Raw genomic sequence first — 17,954 nt, forward strand, 5'->3', positions numbered from 1 at the left:
GGTGTGACCTGAGGTTCTGACATGTGGCCGGTCATGCGACGAACTCCATGTCCGCGCGGGTCACGGCGCTCCGCGGCGCCTCGCCGCGCGCGTACCGCTCCAGCTCGTCGAGCGCGGCGGCTGTCATCCGCCGCGTCTCCGTCCCGAGCGACCCCGCGATGTGCGGCGTGATCCAGACGTTCGGCAGGTCGTACAGCACCGACGAGGCTGGCAGCGGCTCCGGGTCGGTGACGTCGAGCATCGCGTAGATGCGACCGGTGGCACACTCGCGCTCCAGCGCGGCCGTGTCCACCACGGCGCCGCGTGCGGTGTTGATCAGGGTGGCGCCGTCCGGCATCAGCGCCAGCTCGCGAGCGCCGATGAGGTGGCGCGTCGAGGGCAGCTCGGGCGCGTGCAGGGACACGATGTCGGACGCCGCCAGCAGCTCGTCGAGCGACACCAGCCGCGCGCCCGCCTCGGCCACGACGGCCGGGTCCACGAGCGGGTCCGCGACGAGGACCTCGCGCGTCTCGGGACCCGAGCCGGGCACGGTCAGCCGGGCCACCACCTGCCGCCCGGTCCGGGAGAACCCGACGATGCCGACGGCCCGGTCCCGGTTGGAGAGGACGCCGTGCTCGCCGAGGTATGACCAGTCGTCGCGGCGTGTGCGGGCGAGGTTCGCGAGGAACGGCGCCTTCTTGCCGGCCATGAAGATCGCGGCCACGGTGAACTCCGCGACCGGCAGCGCGTTCTCGGCCACCGCGTTGGTGACGAGCAGCCCGCGCTCCCAGACGGCGTCGGACACCAGCGGCCGGACCGTGCCGGCGCAGTGCAGCACCGCGCGCAGGTTCGGCGCGAGCTCGAGCACGTCGGCCGTGATCCGGGGAGCGCCCCACGAGGTGAGCAGCACCTCGACGTGGGCCAGGCGCTCTTTCGCCTCCGGGGTGTCGTAGGCGGTGACACGCACCGGCTCGCCGAGCGTCGCGAGCGCGCGCAGCCGGGTGTCCTCGTCGGGACCGAACTGCATACGCCGCGCCCGGTCGTCCATGACGAGCAGGGCTTCAGGTCGCCGCACCACCGCGCTCCTCTCCTTCGAGTCCGCGTCCGCCTGATCGTCCAGACGAACAATTCCGATCAACTACGATCGGACGATGGCCATTGAAGCCTACGTGGTGGACGGTTGGCAAGCCCCTGGCGTTCGTCGAAGGGTTCCTATACGATCATTTTCGAACATCGAGGAGGAGCACATGACAGCAGCGCCGCTGCCTGCGCCCGACGTCACCGACCGGAGCTTCTGGGCCTCCGGTCCCGTGACCGGGGCTCTCGCGCCCACGCTCGCGGCGGCCGACGCCGAGCGCGGCACCCCATGGCCGCAGACGCTCGCCTCGCAGTACGCGCGGTTCTTCCGCGACGGCGACCGCACGGTCCACGAGGGGCACGTCGCCGCCCGGCACGCGCGCCTGACCCGCGCCACACTGGCGGCACTGCTCGACCCGCGCCCCGACCGCGTCGACGAGGTGGTCGACGGCGTGCTGCTGCTGTGCGAGCAGTCGACCTGGTGCTGGGCCGCGCACGACGACACGTTCGACCGCTTCGGCCGCGTCACGCCGACCGTCACCGAGCCGTACCTCGACCTGGGCGCGGGCGAGGTCGCCGCGCAGCTCGCGTGGATCGACCACCTGCTCGGCCCCGCGCTCGACGACCGCGCCCCCGGCGTGCGCTGGCGCATCCGGCTGGAGGCGCAGGCCCGGGTGCTGCGGCCGTTCACCGAACGACGCGACTGGTGGTGGCTCGGCGTCGACCACCCGATCATGAACTGGAGCCCGTGGATCCAGGGCAACGTGCTCGCCGCCAATCTCGCGCTGGAGGAGGACCCGGACCGACGTCGGGCCGTGTCCGCGCTCGTCGCGGAGGGGATCGCCGCCTACTGGGCGTCGCTGCCAGCCGACGGCGGCGTGGACGAGGGCTATCACTACTGGTGGCAGGGCGCCGCACGCGCGCTCGAGGCGCAGGACCTGCTCGGGTACGCCGGGATCGAGCCGTCGCCGGAGGCGCTGGACCGGATCCGTGCGACCGTCGCGTTCCCGCACTCCATGCACCTGGGCGGCGACTGGTACGTCAACGTCGCCGACGGCGCCGCGCGGTCCCTCGCGACCTGGCCCTGGAACGTCGTGCACGCGTGGGCCCGGCGCGTGGGTGACGACGCCGCGGCCCGGCACGCGGCGTCGTACCGCGGGCTGCCGGGCGGCCTGCTCGACGACCGCGCCTCGCTCCCGCGCGCGGTCCGGATGCTGTCGGACGCCGCCTGGGCCGACACCCCCGCTGCGGCGTCGCCCTTGGTGGGGCGGGCTGTCTTCCCATCGACGGGGATCGCCGTGGCGCGCACGACGCCGGGGTCCGCGCGCGGGCTCGCGGTGTCGGTCAAGGGCGGGCACAACGGCGAGAACCACAACCACGTGGACGTGGGCTCGGTCATCGTGGCGCTCGACGGCGTGCCCCTCGTCGTCGACGCGGGCAAGCCCACCTATCGCGCCGGGACCTTCGGGCCGGACCGCTACGACCTGTGGGTGGTCCGGGGCGACTGGCACAACGTCCCGCGGGTGCGCGGCGTGGAGCAGGCGCCGGGCGAGCAGTTCGCGGCCCGCGACTTCGAGGTGTCGGCGGCCGTCGCCGGCGCCGGCGACGCCGGCAAGGCGGGCGGCGAACGTAGGCTTGGTCGCCCTCTGAAGTCTGATAACGCGACCAGGCCTACGTTCGACGAAGCGTCGGCCGCGCAGGGCTGGCGCGCCCGCCTGGATCTTGCCGGGGCCTATCCGGTGGAGGGGCTCGAGCACTGGTGGCGCGAGGTCGCTCTGGATCCGGGCGCCGAGGTGGTGTCCGTCGAGGACTCCTGGTCCTTCTCGGCTGCGAGCGCCATGGCCGCCGCAGACCGCTCGGCCACCGCCGACAACCCTGCGCCCGCCGACAGCTCCACGGCGTGGCACTGGCTGCTCGCCGGCGACGTCACGCTCGCCCCCGGCGGGGCAACAGTCCGGTTCACCCCGGACGGCGCGCCGGCGTCGGCCCGCGCGCTTGCTCTGACCTGGGATGCTGAGGCCGCCGACGCCGAGCTCGAGGTACGCGAGCTGGACGACCCGGAGCTGGCGGCAGTCTGGGGCGAGCACCTGACCCGGTTGCGGCTGACGGCGCGCACCGAGGCGCCGTCGGGCACGTTCCGGGTGACCATGGGACCCACCGGGTCCGGACCGCAGGAGGATGCATGACGGATGAAGCGCCGCTCCCGAGCGAGCGTCGGGCACGCCTCATCGCGCGGGTACGGGAGGCCGGATCGGCGCGGGTGAGCGACCTGTCGCGCGTGCTCGGCGTGACGCCCGTGACCGTGCGGCGCGACCTCGCGCTGCTCGTCGCCGACGGGACGCTGGAGAAGGTGCACGGCGGCGCCCGGATCCCGGCGCGCACCGCAGGCCTCGGCGCCCGTACGGGCGCGGGCACCGGCATCGCCAGGCCCGATCCGGCGTCCCCGGACCGTGTCGACCAGACGACGATCGGCATGGTCGTGCCGTCCATCGACTACTACTGGCCCGAGGTGATCCGCGGCGCGCGGGACGCCGCGCACGGGACGGCGCGGCTGATCCTGCGGGGCGCGTCGTACGACGTCGACCAGGTGCGGCGCCAGGTGGCAGCGCTCGTCGGGGACGACGGCGGGCCCGGCGTCGACGGCCTGCTCGTGGCGCCGCCCGTCGACGGGCCCGAGGCCGCCGAGCTCGGCGAGTGGATGGCCGGCCTGAACCTGCCGGTGGTGCTGATGGAGCGGCGGCTGGCGACCGGCCCGTACCGCGAGCCGCTGGAGTCGGTGGCCACCGACCACGCGCTCGGCTCGGGCATGGCCACGCGGCACATCGCGGAGCGCGGGCACCGGCAGGTGGGGCTGGTGACGTCGCGGACCAGCCCGACGTCGGCCGCCGTCCGGCGCGGTTTCCTCGCGGTGGCGGACGAGCTGGGGCTCGACGTCGTGCTCGACCTGGAGACGGTGCCGTCGTCCGATGCCGGCTGGGCCGACGAGGCCGTCTCCGTGCTGGACCGGTGCGCGGAGTCCGGGACGACGGCGCTCCTCGTGCACTCCGACCGGGAGGCGATCTCGCTGGTGGAGCAGGCGCAGGAGCGCGGCGTGCGCATTCCGGCGGACCTCGCCGTGGTCGCCTACGACGACGAGGTGGCCGGGCTGGCCGACCCACCCCTGACCGCGGTGCGGCCGCCCAAGGCGGCGATCGGCGCGGGCGCGCTGGAGCTGCTGATGCGCCGGCTGGCGGCGGTCCGGGCGGACGACGCCGCGGTGCGGGACAGCGACGGCGGCGACGCGTTCACCGGAGCCGACCGACCGGTGCACCGCATCGAGCTGAGCCCACGCCTGATCGTGCGCGCATCGAGCGGCTCTCACGCCTGAGCAGACTGCGCCCCTGGCTCGCCCGGTCTCAGAACACGCGCAGGTCCGTGCTGTTGCGGACCACGGTCCGCAGGCCCGCGAGCGTCGGCGGCCCGACGCCCGATGCGCGCGCCTGGACCAGGACGTTGCCGAGCGCCGTCGCCTCGGCCGGGCCGGCGATCACCGGGAGCCCGGACGCCTGGGCCGTGAGCCGGTTGAGCAGCTCGTTCCGCGAGCCGCCGCCCACCACGTGCACGGACCGGATCTCGGTCCCGGCCAGCTCGCCGGCCTGCCGCACCACCCGGGCGTACGCGTCCGCCAGGCTGTCCAACACCACCCGGGCCAGCGCCGCCCGGGTGTCCGGGACCTCGGCCCCGGACCGCCGGATCGCGGCGCGCACCCGGGCGGGCATGTCGCCGGGAGCCAGGAACTCGTCGCCGTCCACGGCAAGGAGGCACCTGCCGCCCGGCTCGGCCGCCGCGTCGGTGAGCAGCGCGTCGAGGTCGACCGGAGGTCCGCCGTCCCGCGAGTCCCCCGCCGTCCACACCCGGACGCACTCGTCCAGGATCCACAGCCCCGTGACGTTACGCAGGTACCGGACGGTGCCGTCGACGCCGAGCTCGTTGGTGAAGTTCGCCGCACGGCTCTCGTCGGTGAGCACGGGCTCAGGCAGCTCCACCCCGACCAGGGACCAGGTGCCGGAGGAGATGTAGGCGGCGGTCCCGTCCTCCGGCAGCGGCGTCCCGACCACGGCGGACGCGGTGTCGTGGGAGGCCACGGCGAACACGGGGACCCGCCCGAGGCCCGTCACCTCGCGCACGGCGTCCGTCAGGGGACCGGCCACCGTGCCCGGCTCCACGAGCTCCGGGAGCCGTTCACCCAGCCCCGAGAGTCCGGGGTACTCGGCGACCAGCCGATCCAGGAGGCCGGAGGCCCAGGTCCGCGTCCTGGCGTCGAGCAGCCCTGTCGTCGACGCGTTCGTCACCTCCGCGACCTGCCGTCCGGTCAGCCAGTACGTGATCAGGTCGGGCACGAGCAGCAGCCGGGAGGCGCGGGCCCACTCGGCCGAACCGGGCCCACCGTCAGCCCCCGCCACGAGCTGGAACTCCGTGGTGAACGGCAGGTGCTGCAGGCCGTTGACGGCGTAGTGGCGAGCGAAGGGGATGCGCTCGTAGACACGGTCCGCGACGCCGTCGGTCCGGGCGTCCCGGTAGCACCACGGGTCCCCCACGAGCGCGCCGTCGGCCCCGAGCAGCCCGTGGTCGATCGCCCAGGAGTCCACCCCGATCCCGCAGATCTCGACCCCGGTCCGCGCCGCCAGGGTGCCCGCGGAGCGCAACCCGTCGAGGATCCCGGACCACAGCGACCCGATGTCCCAGCGCAGGCCGTCGCCGGAGTCCACGGGGCCGTTGGCGAACCGGCCGCACTCGACGAGCTCGACCCGGCCGCCGTCGAGCACTCCGAGCATCACCCGGCCCGACGTCGCCCCGAGGTCGATCGCGACGAAGGCAGGGGTCGCGAGAGGCTCGACCACCGGCGCCCCACCGGGCATTGACGTACTCACCGCAGGAACGCCGCCGCCACGCCGGCATCGACGGGCACGTGCAGGCCAGTCGTGTGCGAGAAGTCCGAGGTGCACAGCGCGAACACGGCGGCCGCCACGTTCTCGGGCAGCACCTCGCGCTTGAGCAGCGTGCGCTGCGCGTAGAACTCGCCGAGCTTCTCCTCCGGCACCCCGTACACGGCGGCCCGGTTGGCACCCCAGCCGGAGGCGAAGATGCCCGACCCGCGCACCACGCCGTCCGGGTTCACGCCGTTCACGCGGATCCCGTGCTCGCCCAGCTCCGCGGCCAGCAGCCGCACCTGGTGCGCCTGGTCGGCCTTGGTCGCCGAGTACGCGATGTTGTTCGGCCCGGCGAACACCGAGTTCTTCGAGGAGATGTAGACGATGTCGCCGCCCAGGCCCTGGTCCACCAGCACGCGCGCCGCTTCACGTGAAACCAGGAACGAGCCCTTGGCCATGACGTTGTGCTGCAGGTCCCAGTCGGCCTCGGTGGTGTCGAACAACGACCGCGACAGCGACAGCCCCGCGTTGTTCACCACGAGGTCGACGCCGCCGAACGCCAGCACCGCCTCCCGCAGCCCGGCCTGCACCGCCGCCTCGGACGACACGTCCATCGCCACGCCGATCGCGACGTCCGCCGCGCCGAGCTCGGCCGCCGCCGCGGCGGCCTTCGCGAGGTCCAGGTCCGCGACCACCACGCATGCGCCCTCGGCGGCCAGCCGCGTGGCGATCGCCTTGCCGATGCCCGACGCCGCCCCGGTCACCAGGGCGATACGCGTCGCCAGGGGCTTGGGCGCGGGCATGCGCCGCAGCTTCGCCTCCTCGAGGGCCCAGTACTCGATGCGGAACTTCTCGTCCTCCGCGATCGGCGCATACGTGGAGATGGTCTCCGCGCCGCGCATCACGTTGATCGCGTTGACGTAGAACTCGCCGGCGACCCGCGCCGTCTGCTTGTTCCGCCCGTAGGAGAACATGCCCACGCCCGGGACCAGCACGATCGCCGGGTCCGCGCCGCGCATCGCGGGTGGCTCCTCGCCGCGCGCCCGCGCCGCCGCGGCGCCCCGCTCGTAGTACGCCGCGTAGTCCGCCCGGTAGGCCTCGTGCGCGGCCCGGAGCGCGGTCACGGTCTCCTCCACCGTCGCCGACGTCGGCACGTCCACCACCAGCGGCTTCACCTTGGTGCGCAGGAAGTGGTCCGGGCACGACGTGCCGAGCTCCGCGAGCGGCACCAGCCGCTCCCGGGCCAGGAAGTCCAGCACGACATCGGAGTCGGTGAAGTGGCCCACCTGCGGCGCGTCCGCCGACGCGATGCCGCGGATCGCCGGGGCGAGCGCCGCCGCGCGCGCTCGCCGGTCGGCGTCGGGCAGCGGCTCGTAGCCGGCGCGCACGGGACCGAACGGGTGCGTGCCGTCGGCGGCGAGCGCCGCCGTCCGCGACTCGATGAAAGCCTCGGCGCGCCGGATGATGCCGAGCGACCGCTCCTCCGCCTCGGCCGAGGTGTCGCCCCACGCCGTGATGCCGTGCCCGCCCAGGATGCAGCCGATGGCCTGCGGGTTCGCCGCCTTGATCGCGGCGATGTCCAGGCCGAGCTGGAAGCCGGGGCGGCGCCAGGGCACCCACACGACCTCGTCGCCGAAGATCTCCCGGGTGAGCGCCTCGCCGTCGGCCGCCGCGGCCACGGCGATGCCGGAGTCGGGGTGCAGGTGGTCCACGTGGGCGGCGTCGACCAGGCCGTGCATCGCCGTGTCGATCGACGGGGCCGCGCCACCCTTGCCGTGCAGGCAGTAGTCGAACGCGGCGACCATCTCGTCCTCACGGTCCAGGCCCGGGTACACGTCGACGAGCGCGCGCATCCGGTCCAGCCGCAGCACGGCCAGGCCCTGGGGCTGGAGCGTGCCGAGGTCCCCGCCGGAGCCCTTGACCCACAACAGCTCCACGGGCTCGCCCGTCACCGGGTCGGTGGCGGTCCCCTTCGCCGACGTGTTGCCGCCGGCGTAGTTCGTGTTCCGCGGGTCGGCGCCCAGCCGGTTCGAACGGGCGACCAGCTCTGAGACCACACGCTCCTGGACCGCACGATCCTTGACGACGTCGTTCATGCTCCCCATCCCGCCTGCGCGCCGCCGACGCGCTCGCTCACGATCTTCTCGGCATAGCCCGACGCCGCGAACGCGGCGGTCGGGTTCGGGTCGAGGCCCATCTCCTCGCGCAGCTCGGCGACGAGCGGCCGGACGTCGGTGTCGTACGCGTCCATGAGAACAGCGTGCGCGCCGAGCACGTCGCCGGAGAGCTGGGCCGCCGTCAGCGCGTCGACGTCGACGAGCAGCGCCTTCGCCGTCGCCTCCTGGACGTTCATGACCGACCGGATCTGGGCGGGGATCTTCGGCTCGATGTTGTGGCACTGGTCGAGCATGAAGTTGACCCCGCTGTCCGGCGCGTGGGCCCCGGCGGAGACGATCTCGTGCATGATCCGGAAGAGCTGGAACGGGTCCGCGGCGCCGACCATGAGGTCGTCGTCGGCGTAGAAGCGGCTGTTGAAGTCGAAGGCACCGAGGCGGCCCTGGCGCAGGAGCTGCGCGACGATGAACTCGATGTTGGTGCCGGGGGCGTGGTGGCCGGTGTCCAGCACCACCTTGGCGCGGTCGCCCAGGGCCATGACGTGCAGCAGCGACGTGCCCCAGTCCGGGACGTCGGTCACGTAGAACGCGGGCTCGAAGAACTTGTACTCGAGCACCATGTGCTGGTCGTCGTCGAGCGCGGCGTAGATCTGGCTCAGCGACTCGGCGATCCGGTCCTGGCGGGCCCGGATCGAGTCCTGGCCCGGGTAGTTGAGGCCGTCGGAGAGCCACACCTTGAGGTCCTTGGACCCGGTGGCCCGCATGACGTCGATGCACTGCTTGTGGTGGTCAACGGCCTTGGCCCGGACCCGCGGGTCCGGGTGCGCGAGCGAGCCCAGCATGAAGTCGTCGTCCTGGAAGACGTTCGAGTTGATCATGCCGATCCGCACGCCCAGGTCCTCGGCGTGCTGGGCGAGGACGGAGAAGTCGTCGACGAGGTCCCACGGGATGTGCAGGCTGACCCGCGGCGCGACGCCGGTGTACCGGTGCACCTGGGCGGCGTCGGCCAGCTTCTCGAACGGGTCCCGCGGCACGCCCGGCTGGCCGAAGACCTTGAACCTGGTGCCGGAGTTGCCGAACGCCCAGGACGGCAGCTCGATCGTCTGCTCCCGGAGCGCGGCCTTGGCCACCTCGGTCCGTGTGGATGCCGCCATGGCGTCCTTCCTCTCCGCGCACTCCCTCGTGCACTACCTTGAAACGATTCACTGCGACTGTATTCTGACGCCCCGCGAAGGTCAAGGCCGCACCCGGGCCGATCGGCAAAAAGTCAGGTGATCGGCAGCCCGAGCTACCGATCACCTGACTTTCTACCGACCACCCGCAATGTCCTGCGGGCCCCGCGTCAGTACCGCGAGTCCGCGTAGGCGAGGTACTTGCTCGTGACCATGATGGCCCGGCGCAGCGCGGCCTCGCTCTGGCCCGACGTGAGCCGCTCCACCCAGACCTCGACCTGGGCGGAGGTGGGCGTGACGCCCAGGTAGTGCTCGTACGTCGCGACCACGCGCAGCCGCACGGACTGCGGGTTGTCCCACAGCGAGCTGACGACGGCGGTCCGGCCCAGCGTGGACAGCCGCGAGACCCAGTAGTCGAGCTGGGTGGCCGTCGGGGCGCGGTGCAGCATGTGCTGGTACAGCGCGGTCACGTACGCCTCGTCGGTGCCGCCCACGTGCGCGTAGTACTTCGGGTTCGCGAGCAGGAAGGGCTCGACGTCGTCGATCGTCCGCGTCCCCTTCTGGATCGCGGCCAGGTGCGTGGACACCTGGGTGGACGACGGCGTGTAGCCGAGCGTCGCCTCGTACGCCGAGACGATCCGCGCGGTGCGGTACTTGTCCGACTTCTCGAGCGCGTCGACGAGCACCCCGGCGCCGTCGAGGGAGACCTTGTACTCCCAGAACCCGATCTCGCCGGCGGTGGCCTCGCGCCCGAGGCTGTCCTTGTAGACGGCCTGGACAAGGTTCGTGTACTGCTCGGCCACGTCGGCGTACTGCTGCGCGTACACCGCTGCCCGGTCCTGGATGCTCGCCAGCGTCGGGTAGGCCATGTCGCCCGGGCACTCGGTCTGGTGCGTGGCGCGGTGCCCGAAGACGCGCGGCAGCACCACCTGCTCCCCCGCGGCGTACCGGCCCCCGTCCGTCAGAGCCGCGGAGGTGAAGGTCGCCGACTCGTCCGGGTTCACGCCGTACAGCGAGAGCTTGTAGCCGGCGATCTTCGCGACGCTGTCCTTCTGCGCCGTGGAGGGTGCCACGCTCGTGTAGGTGCCGATCATCGAGACGCCGACGGTCCGGGTGTTGAACCCGCCGGCGTGCGCGCCGATGATCGGGGCGTCGATGCTGCCCTGGGCACCCTCGTAGATGTTGCCCCACTTGTCGACCAGGAAGTTGTAGCCGATGTCGCACCAGCCGCGGGTGTTCTGGTGGTACGCCTGGTCGTTCCGGATGAGCTGCATCGCCTGGGCGACCGTCGTGTAGTCGTTGGGGTTCACCGTGTGGTGCACGACGGCGCCGTCGAGCCGGTCGGCCGCGCCCCAGGTGACGCCTGGCTCGCCGATCCCGCCGTCCGGCGGGCAGTCCTCGATGGCACGCGGCGGGGCGGCGCCCCACTCGGCGCGCGTGATGATCGTGGGCCCGTTCGCGGCGGTAGACGCCGCCACCGTGCCCGACGTCGTCGTGGCCGCCGTCCGGACCTGGTCGGAGCCGACGAGCGTGAGCTCGACGCCCGCCGGGACGGTCGCCGCCTGGTCGACGGTCGCGACCTGGACCGCCAGCGCCTCGCCCACGTGGACGGGGTCCGACATGAACTCCGTCTGCACGCCGTCGGGGACGTCGCTGGACTTCTCCAGGTGCGTCCACGGGCCCCAGCTGCCGTCCCCGGCCAGCGCCCTGACCTGCAGCTCGGGCATCTTCGCGTCGACAGCGGCGGGCCACTTGACGCCGACGGTCTGGAACCCGTCGGGGGCCGCGACCGCGCCCGCGATGCGCCCTGCGGCGTCGGTGGTGTCGAGCACCACCTCGCCGTCCGCGACGGTGGCGCCCTCGGCGTCCGCGGCGGGCGCCGCCTTGGTGACGTCGGCGACCCGCTCGGTCGCGGCGGCGGGGGCCGCGGCGACGGCGATGGTCTCGACCGTGGCCGCCGTCGTCGGAGCGTCCGGGAGTGCCGAGTCCTCCGGCGCGACGGGCGCCGAGCTGGCCTCCGGTTCGAGCGTGGGCGTCGCCGTCGCCGCCGTCGCCAGCGGCGCGAGTGCGCCCCCGAGCACCATCGCCGGCGCCACGCCGAGGATGATCGTCCTACCCACCACCGTGCGGGCGACCGAAGCCCTCAGCCTCGATGTCGGTGCTGCCGCGTGCCGAGCCACCATGTCCTCCTCGTGTCGAGCGTCGTTCGCACCCTGCAAACGACACAAATAACAGAGGGACCCTAGGTGCGCCTGACCGGCACCGACCCGACTTTCACCCGCGAACCGCGGGTGAACTTCTAATACGTACCTGACGTGTCAGACGCACAGATCACGGGAGTGATCTGTGCGTCTGACACGCCAGGGGCCGCCGCTGTCTGTGGCGGCTCAGAAGTCGAAGTCCGCGATGTTGCTCTTGTCGAAGACGAACGGCTCGCCGAGCAGCACCTCGCCGTCGGCGCCCACCGTGAAGTCGCCGAGGCGGCCCGCCTTGAAGGTGTCGCCCTCCTCGCCGGTGATGTCCCCCGCCGCGAGGGCGGCGGCCGCCTGCGTCGCCAGGTACCCCAGGTCCTTCGGGTTCCACAGCGCGAACGCCTCGACGGTGCCGTCCTCGACGTACTCGCGCATCTGGTTGGGGGTGCCGAGGCCGGTGACCGCGACCTTGCCCTTGTACTCCGACGTCGAGATGTACCGCGCCGCCGCGGCGATGCCGACGGTCGTGGGCGAGACGATCCCCTTGAGGTCCGGGTGCGACTGCAGCAGCGCCGCCGTCTTGTCGAACGAGGTCTGGTCGTCGTCGTCACCGTAGGCGGTTTCGACCAGCTCGATGTCCGGGTAGTCGGAGGCGAGCTTCTCCTCCATCAGCGCGATCCACGCGTTCTGGTTCGTCGCGTTGGCCGACGCCGACAGGATGGCGATCTCGCCCTTGCCGCCGATCTGGTCCGAGATCAGCTCGAGCTGCTTGTCCGCGATGCCCTCGGCCGAGGCCTGGTTGACGAACAGGTCGCGGAACTGGGGCTCGGTGTCCGAGTCGAACGTGACCACCTTGGTGCCCGCGTCCCGCGCCTCCTGCAGCGCGTCGCCGATCGCCGTCGGGTCGTTGGCCGAGACCACCAGCGCGCTCACGCCCTGCTGCGCGGCGGTGTTGATGAACGGCACCTGGGCGTCGGGGGAGGCGGTGTCCGGCCCGACCTCCTCCACGGTGGCGCCCAGCTCCCCGGCCGCCTCCTGCGCGCCGGCCGTCGACGCCTCGAAGTACGGGTTGCCCAGGTTCTTGGGCAGCATGGTGATGGTCACGTCCTCGGTGCCGCCCCCACCGCCCCCATCGCCGTCGCCCGAGCCGCAGGCGGACAGTCCCAGCGCCAGCACGGCGGCCGTGCCGGCCGCAAGCACAGTTGTGAACTTCATCGTTCTTCTCCCTATGTTCCTTGCCCGACGGCGGAGCGCCGTCGGAGGCGCAAGCCACCCGCGATGCGCGGGGCGACCACCGACACGACGAGCGCCGTGCCGATCACGATGTTGATGACGTTGACGGTGACGCCCTCCAGGCGGAGCGCACTGCCGAGGACGCCGATGAGCAGGACACCCGCGACGACGCCGTGGATCGCGCCACGTCCGCCGAAGATCGACACGCCGCCGAGCAGCACGGCCGCGACGACCTGCAGCTCCATGCCGGTCGCGTTGTCGCCGCGGGCGCTGCCGTAGCGGAGCGTGTAGAAGACGCCCGCGAGCGCCGACACCGCCCCGGACAGCACGAACAGGATCAGCAGGGTCCGCTTGACGTTGACGCCCGAGAACCGGGCGGCCTCGCTGCTGCGGCCGATGTCCAGCACGTTACGGCCGAACGGCGTCGCGTGCAGGAGCACCGCGAACACGGCGATCGCCAGGAGCAGCCCGAGGGTGATCACCGGGTAGGGCGAATCCCCCAGGTTCTCCGTGGCGCCGTCGGTCCAGGACTCGGGGAAGTCGGTGACCGCCGTCGTGCCGAGGAGGCCAACGGCGAGGCCGCGGTAGAGGGCGAGCGAACCGATGGTGACCGCCAGCGACGGCAAGCCGGCGTAGGCGACCAGGGCACCGTTGACCGCCCCGCACACCGCCCCGAGCAGCACCGATGCCGGCAGCGCGACCCACAGACCGAGCCCCGCCTGGTGCAGCAGGCCGAACGTGACGCTGGAGAGCCCCACCACCGAGGCGACCGACAGGTCGATCTCTCCGGTGCCGATGATCAGGGTCATGGGCATGGCGATCAGCAGCACGGGTGCCACGTCGAGCACGAGGTAGGTGATGGTGAGCGGGCCGTCGAAGCCCTGGACCACCGAGGACGCGACCGACCAGGCCACGATCAGGATCAGGATGGTCAGCATCTCGCGGGTGAGCAGCGCTCGCTGCCACCACGGGCGGGCGTGGGTTCTCATGCGGACGCCTCCTCGCGGTCGTTCGGGCCGACGCCGGGTCGTGGCGCGCGGGGTGGGGCAGCGGAGGGCGGCCCGGCGTCCCGCTCGGCCGCCAGGCGGCGCGAGCGGCGGTTCGCGAGCACCCGGTCCAGCGCGATCGCGCCGATGATGAGCGCGCCGACGACGGCGCGCTGCCAGAAGTCGGGGATGCCCACCACGGGCAGTGCCCGGTTGATCGTGAGCAGCAGCATCGCGCCGAGCGCGGCGCCCGCGGGGGTGCCGCTGCCACCGAAGATCGCGACGCCGCCCACCACCACGGCGCCGACGACCTGCAGCTCCAGGCCGCTGCCCGCGCCCGAGGAGACCGTCCCGTACCGGGCGGCGAACATCACGCCGGCGAGGCCGGCGAGCGCACCGTTCAGCGCGAACGCCGACAGCAGCCGACGCCGGACGGGCAGACCCTGCAGCGCCGCGGCGTCGGGGTCGGACCCGATGGCGTACAGCTGGCGCCCACCGCGCGCGGTGTACAGGTAGTAGGCGACGGCCACCAGGACGACGGCGGCGACGATCGTCAGCACGGGCACGCCCAGCAGCTGCCGCGTGCCCAGGCCGAGGAAAGAGCGCGGCATGTCGCCGGCGTCGATCCGGTCGCTGCCGGCCCAGGTGAGCGTCACCCCGCGGTAGACGTACAGGGTGCCGAGCGTGATGACGAGCGCCGGGACCCGGGCGAACGCGACGATCGAGCCGTTGACCAGGCCGAGCACCACCCCGGCCGCGACCGCTACGAGCGCGACCACGACGATCGGCAGGTTCGGCGCCTCGATGAACAGCCGGCCCGTCAGGTAGGCGGTGAGCCCCAGCACCGAGCCGACGGACAGGTCCACGTTGCGCGTGATGACCACCACCGCCTGCCCGACCGCGAGCACCACGAGGATCGCCGGGGTGAGCAGCAGGTCCCGCCAGCCGCCCGCGCTGAGCAGGAAGCCGGGCTGGATGGCGGTGGTCACGCCGATCACGACGAGCAGAGCGAGGGCGATACCGGCCTCGCGCCGGCGGAGCAGGCTCATGCCGCCTTTCCTTCCTGGGTCGCGCCGGGCGTCGCCGCGCGCATGACGACCTCGGGCGTCGCCTCCGCGCGAGTCAGCTCGGCGGCGATCCGCCCTTCGCGGACCACGAGCACGCGGTCGGCCATGCCGAGCACCTCCGGCAGCTCGGACGAGATCATGAGGACCGCCAGCCCCTCGGCGGCCAGCGTGGACAGCAGCCGGTGCACCTCGGCCTTGGTGCCGACGTCGATGCCGCGGGTCGGCTCGTCGACGATGAGCACCTTCGGGCCGGTGGCCAGCCACTTCGCCAGCACCACCTTCTGCTGGTTGCCGCCGCTCATGGTGGTGGCGGGCGCGTCCAGTGCCCCGGCCTTCACCTCGAGACGGCCGGCCCAGTCGCGCGCCAGGCGCGCCTCGGCGTCGGGCAGCAGGATGCCCAGGCGGGCCATCCGACCTCGCATGACCGACGACACGTTGCGCCCCACCGACGACTCCGTGACCAGGCCCTGCAACCGCCGGTCCTCGGGGACCAGGGCGAGGCCGGCGGCGATGGCCGCGGCCGGGTCACCCGGGCGCAGGCCCCGCCCGCCGACGACAACGCGCCCGGCGTCGTAGTGGTCGACGCCGAACACCGCGCGGGCGATCTCGCTCCGCCCCGCGCCGACGAGGCCCGCCAGGCCGACGATCTCACCGGCCCGCACCTCGAAGGACACGTCGTGAAAGGTGCCGGTGGACTCCAGCCCCTCGACCCGCAGCACCACCTCGCCCGGCGTGCTCGGGACCTTGGGGTAGAGATCGGCCACCGCGCGGCCGACCATGCGCCGCACGAGCTGGTCGGGCGTGACGTCGGCGACGGCGTCGGTCGAGACGTGCTCGCCGTCGCGCATGACGGTGACCGTGTCGCAGAGGTCGGCGACCTCGTCGAGGCGGTGCGAGATGAAGACGACGGCGCGCCCGGCGTCCCGCAGCCCCCGGGCGACGGCGAACAGGCGACGTACTTCGACGGCGCTCAGGGCCGCCGTCGGCTCGTCCATGACCAGGAGGCGGGCGTCCAGGGAGATCGCCTTGGCGATCTCGACGATCTGCTGGTCCGCGATGGACAGGCCCTCGGCCGGGCGGTCCGGGTCGAGATCGACGCCGAGGTCGCGGAACAGGTCGCGGGCGCCGTCGCGCATGGCACGCCGGTCGATCCGGCGGAAGCGGCCGAGCGGCTCGCGGCCCAGGTAGATGTTCTCGGCGACCGTCAGGTCCGGGAAGCTCGCGGGCTCCTGGTGGATGACGGCGACACCGGCGGCCTTGGCCTCGGCGGGGCCGGCGAAGTCGATGGGCTCGCCGTCGAGCTCGACGACGCCGGCATCGCGACGGTGCACGCCGCCCACGATCTTGACCAGCGTGGACTTGCCCGCGCCGTTCTCCCCGACGAGGGCGTGGATGCTGCCGGGCTGGACTATCAGAGTGCCGGAGCGGATCGCCGCCACAGGCCCGAAGGACTTGGCGACCCCTTCCAGGCGGAGCGTCGGTGTGGCGTTCGGCATGTCTCTCCATCGAGCTCTGCAGGCGGTCGGCGATGACCGCAGATCCCCGGTTGAATCGTTTAAACCGGCTTACCCGGAACATAGACCGGACCGGTCAGGACGTCAAGAACCTACGGCGTGCCCGTTGCTCAGGAGGTCCCTTTACGGAACTCTTGGGCGATCAGGGGTGAAATCAGCCCGCAGCACTTCGTGGAGGTGTCCGCACATGAGCCAACCAGTGGCCGAGGAACACGAAGCCCTCGGCGAGGAACCGACCGAGCTCAAGCGGGTGATGGGGCCGAAGCTGCTCCTGCTCTTCATCGTGGGCGACATCCTCGGCACGGGCATCTATGCCCTGACCGGAAAGGTCGCCGCCCAGGTCGGGGGCGCGGCCTGGGCGCCGTTCATCGTCGCGTTCGCCATCGCCCTGGTCACCGCGTTCTCCTACCTCGAGCTCGTCACCAAGTACCCACGCGCCGCCGGGGCGGCGCTCTACACGCACAAGGCGTTCGGGGTGCACATCCTCACCTTCATGGTCTGCTACACCGTCATGTGCTCGGGCATCACGTCCGCGTCGACGGCGTCGCGGGCCTTCGCCTCGAACCTCGCGGTGGGCTTCGGGCTCGACGCCGAGAACGCGACGCTGGTCATCACCATCGCGCTGGTCTTCATGGGCGTGGTCGCGGCCGTGAACCTGCGCGGCGTGGGCGAGAGCGTCAAGGCCAACATCTTCCTGACCCTCGTCGAGCTGTCCGGCCTGCTGCTCGTGATCCTGATCGGCTTCTACGCCGCATTCGCCGGCAAGGTCGACTTCTCCAGGACCATCGTGTTCGAGGACCCGAACGACAAGGGCGCCTTCTTCGCCGTCACGGCGGCGACGGCGCTGGCCTTCTTCGCGATGGTCGGCTTCGAGGACTCCGTGAACATGGCCGAGGAGACGCACGACCCCGTCAAGAACTTCCCCAAGATGATGATCACCGGCATCAGCATCACCGGGGTCATCTACGTGCTCGTGTCCCTGTTCGCGGTGGCGATCGTCCCGGTCGGCGTCCTTGCGGAGAGCGAGACCCCGCTGGTGACCGTGGTCCAGACGGCCGCCCCTGGTATCCCTGCGGGCGCCATCCTCCCGTTCATCTCGATGTTCGCGGTCGCCAACTCGGCGCTCATCAACATGCTCATGGCCAGCCGTCTGCTGTACGGCATGGCCAAGCAGAACGTGCTGCCCAGCGCCCTGGGTCGCGTCGGTGCCCGGCGCCGGACGCCGTGGGTCGCCATCCTCGTCACCACCCTGATCTCGTTCGGGCTGATCTACTTCGTCAGCCGCGACCCGGACAACGACGTCGTCGCAGCTCTCGGCGACACCACGGCCCTGCTGCTGCTCGGGGTGTTCGCCATCGTCAACGTCTGCGTACTGGTGCTGCGCCGCGACCCGATCGACCGCCGGCACTTCGTGGCGCCGACCGTGCTCCCGATCATCGGCGCGATCGCGTGCCTGTTCTTCGTGGGCCCGTGGACCGGACGCGACCCGATCACCTATCAGATCGCCGGCTGGCTGCTCGGCATCGGCCTGGTCCTGTGGGCGCTGACGTGGATCACCAACCGGCTGCTGGGCCAGCGCACCACGATCACCGACCTCGAGGCGCTCAACGAGCCGGAGGGCGGCGTCAACTAGCCCGAGGCCGACCGCGAAGTAGAGCGCCTGTCCGGCTTCCGCACGGGTCAACCGGTCTCTTATACACATCTCCGAGC

12 protein-coding genes are annotated in these 17,954 nt (G+C 72.3%); 3 read left to right on the plus strand and 9 right to left on the minus strand.

All coding sequences use genetic code 11. From position 1 onward, the window contains the following. Window positions 1-31 precede the first annotated feature (31 nt). Window positions 32-1,054 carry a hydroxyacid dehydrogenase gene (locus tag ACFT2C_RS21265; RefSeq protein WP_377209073.1) on the minus strand — a complete coding sequence of 341 codons (1,023 nt, stop codon included), beginning with the start codon at window positions 1,052-1,054 and terminating at the stop codon, window positions 32-34. A gap of 172 nt (window positions 1,055-1,226) precedes the next feature. On the opposite strand from ACFT2C_RS21265, the gene ACFT2C_RS21270 reads away from it, so the two are divergent. Both ACFT2C_RS21270 and ACFT2C_RS21275 read left to right on the plus strand, forming a co-directional pair. Further along, window positions 1,227-3,242 (plus strand): hypothetical protein, encoded by a 2,016-nt coding sequence (locus tag ACFT2C_RS21270; protein ID WP_377209074.1) that lies wholly within the window; start codon window positions 1,227-1,229, stop codon window positions 3,240-3,242. Continuing rightward, window positions 3,239-4,423, plus strand: coding sequence for a substrate-binding domain-containing protein (locus ACFT2C_RS21275; RefSeq protein WP_377209075.1), 1,185 nt, complete (start codon window positions 3,239-3,241; stop codon window positions 4,421-4,423). The genes ACFT2C_RS21270 and ACFT2C_RS21275 overlap by 4 nt, the downstream gene beginning before the upstream one ends. A 28-nt stretch (window positions 4,424-4,451) precedes the next feature. Here the strand turns inward: ACFT2C_RS21275 and ACFT2C_RS21280 are convergent, their stop codons facing one another. The 8 genes from ACFT2C_RS21280 to ACFT2C_RS21315 all read right to left on the minus strand — a co-directional run bounded on the left by ACFT2C_RS21280 (window position 4,452) and on the right by ACFT2C_RS21315 (window position 16,226). Beyond that, the gene (locus ACFT2C_RS21280; RefSeq protein WP_377209076.1) at window positions 4,452-5,936 is read right to left on the minus strand and encodes a rhamnulokinase family protein; all 1,485 of its coding nucleotides are present in this window, start codon (window positions 5,934-5,936) and stop codon (window positions 4,452-4,454) included. A gap of 26 nt (window positions 5,937-5,962) precedes the next feature. Then, the gene (locus tag ACFT2C_RS21285) at window positions 5,963-8,062 is read right to left on the minus strand and encodes a bifunctional aldolase/short-chain dehydrogenase (RefSeq protein ID WP_377209077.1); all 2,100 of its coding nucleotides are present in this window, start codon (window positions 8,060-8,062) and stop codon (window positions 5,963-5,965) included. After that, window positions 8,059-9,234: an L-rhamnose isomerase gene (gene rhaI / locus ACFT2C_RS21290; RefSeq protein ID WP_377209078.1), complete on the minus strand. Its 1,176-nt coding sequence runs from the start codon at window positions 9,232-9,234 to the stop codon at window positions 8,059-8,061. Before rhaI ends, ACFT2C_RS21285 begins: the two co-directional genes overlap by 4 nt. A 188-nt stretch (window positions 9,235-9,422) precedes the next feature. Continuing rightward, window positions 9,423-11,372 (minus strand): N-acetylmuramoyl-L-alanine amidase, encoded by a 1,950-nt coding sequence (locus ACFT2C_RS21295; protein ID WP_377209079.1) that lies wholly within the window; start codon window positions 11,370-11,372, stop codon window positions 9,423-9,425. 267 nt (window positions 11,373-11,639) lie between these two features. After that, window positions 11,640-12,659, minus strand: coding sequence for a rhamnose ABC transporter substrate-binding protein (gene rhaS, locus ACFT2C_RS21300; protein ID WP_377209080.1), 1,020 nt, complete (start codon window positions 12,657-12,659; stop codon window positions 11,640-11,642). Window positions 12,660-12,670: 11 nt separating this feature from the next. Further along, a complete protein-coding gene (locus ACFT2C_RS21305; protein WP_377209081.1) occupies window positions 12,671-13,666 on the minus strand; it encodes an ABC transporter permease in 996 nt (331 codons plus the stop codon). Continuing rightward, window positions 13,663-14,712, minus strand: coding sequence for an ABC transporter permease (locus ACFT2C_RS21310; protein WP_377209082.1), 1,050 nt, complete (start codon window positions 14,710-14,712; stop codon window positions 13,663-13,665). The genes ACFT2C_RS21305 and ACFT2C_RS21310 overlap by 4 nt, the downstream gene beginning before the upstream one ends. Next, entirely contained in the window at window positions 14,709-16,226 is a 1,518-nt protein-coding gene (locus tag ACFT2C_RS21315) for a sugar ABC transporter ATP-binding protein (protein ID WP_377209083.1), read from the minus strand. Before ACFT2C_RS21315 ends, ACFT2C_RS21310 begins: the two co-directional genes overlap by 4 nt. Window positions 16,227-16,431: 205 nt before the next feature. Here ACFT2C_RS21315 and ACFT2C_RS21320 point away from each other — a divergent pair, with 205 nt between their 5' ends. Then, window positions 16,432-17,877, plus strand: a complete 1,446-nt coding sequence (locus ACFT2C_RS21320) for an APC family permease (protein WP_377209084.1) — start codon at window positions 16,432-16,434, stop codon at window positions 17,875-17,877. Window positions 17,878-17,954: the final 77 nt, after the last annotated feature.

The sequence above is a fragment of the Promicromonospora sp. NPDC057138 genome (assembly GCF_042670845.1).
GTDB lineage: Bacteria > Actinomycetota > Actinomycetes > Actinomycetales > Cellulomonadaceae > Promicromonospora.

Coding starts and splice junctions, on each gene's coding strand:
- rhaS (WP_377209080.1), bottom strand. CDS start 12,659: ATGAAGTTCACAACTGTGCTTGCGGCCGGCACGGCCGCCGTGCTGGCG.
- ACFT2C_RS21310 (WP_377209082.1), bottom strand. CDS start 14,712: ATGAGCCTGCTCCGCCGGCGCGAGGCCGGTATCGCCCTCGCTCTGCTC.
- ACFT2C_RS21320 (WP_377209084.1), top strand. CDS start 16,432: ATGAGCCAACCAGTGGCCGAGGAACACGAAGCCCTCGGCGAGGAACCG.
- ACFT2C_RS21270 (WP_377209074.1), top strand. CDS start 1,227: ATGACAGCAGCGCCGCTGCCTGCGCCCGACGTCACCGACCGGAGCTTC.
- ACFT2C_RS21285 (WP_377209077.1), bottom strand. CDS start 8,062: ATGAACGACGTCGTCAAGGATCGTGCGGTCCAGGAGCGTGTGGTCTCA.
- ACFT2C_RS21305 (WP_377209081.1), bottom strand. CDS start 13,666: ATGAGAACCCACGCCCGCCCGTGGTGGCAGCGAGCGCTGCTCACCCGC.
- ACFT2C_RS21275 (WP_377209075.1), top strand. CDS start 3,239: ATGACGGATGAAGCGCCGCTCCCGAGCGAGCGTCGGGCACGCCTCATC.
- ACFT2C_RS21315 (WP_377209083.1), bottom strand. CDS start 16,226: ATGCCGAACGCCACACCGACGCTCCGCCTGGAAGGGGTCGCCAAGTCC.
- rhaI (WP_377209078.1), bottom strand. CDS start 9,234: ATGGCGGCATCCACACGGACCGAGGTGGCCAAGGCCGCGCTCCGGGAG.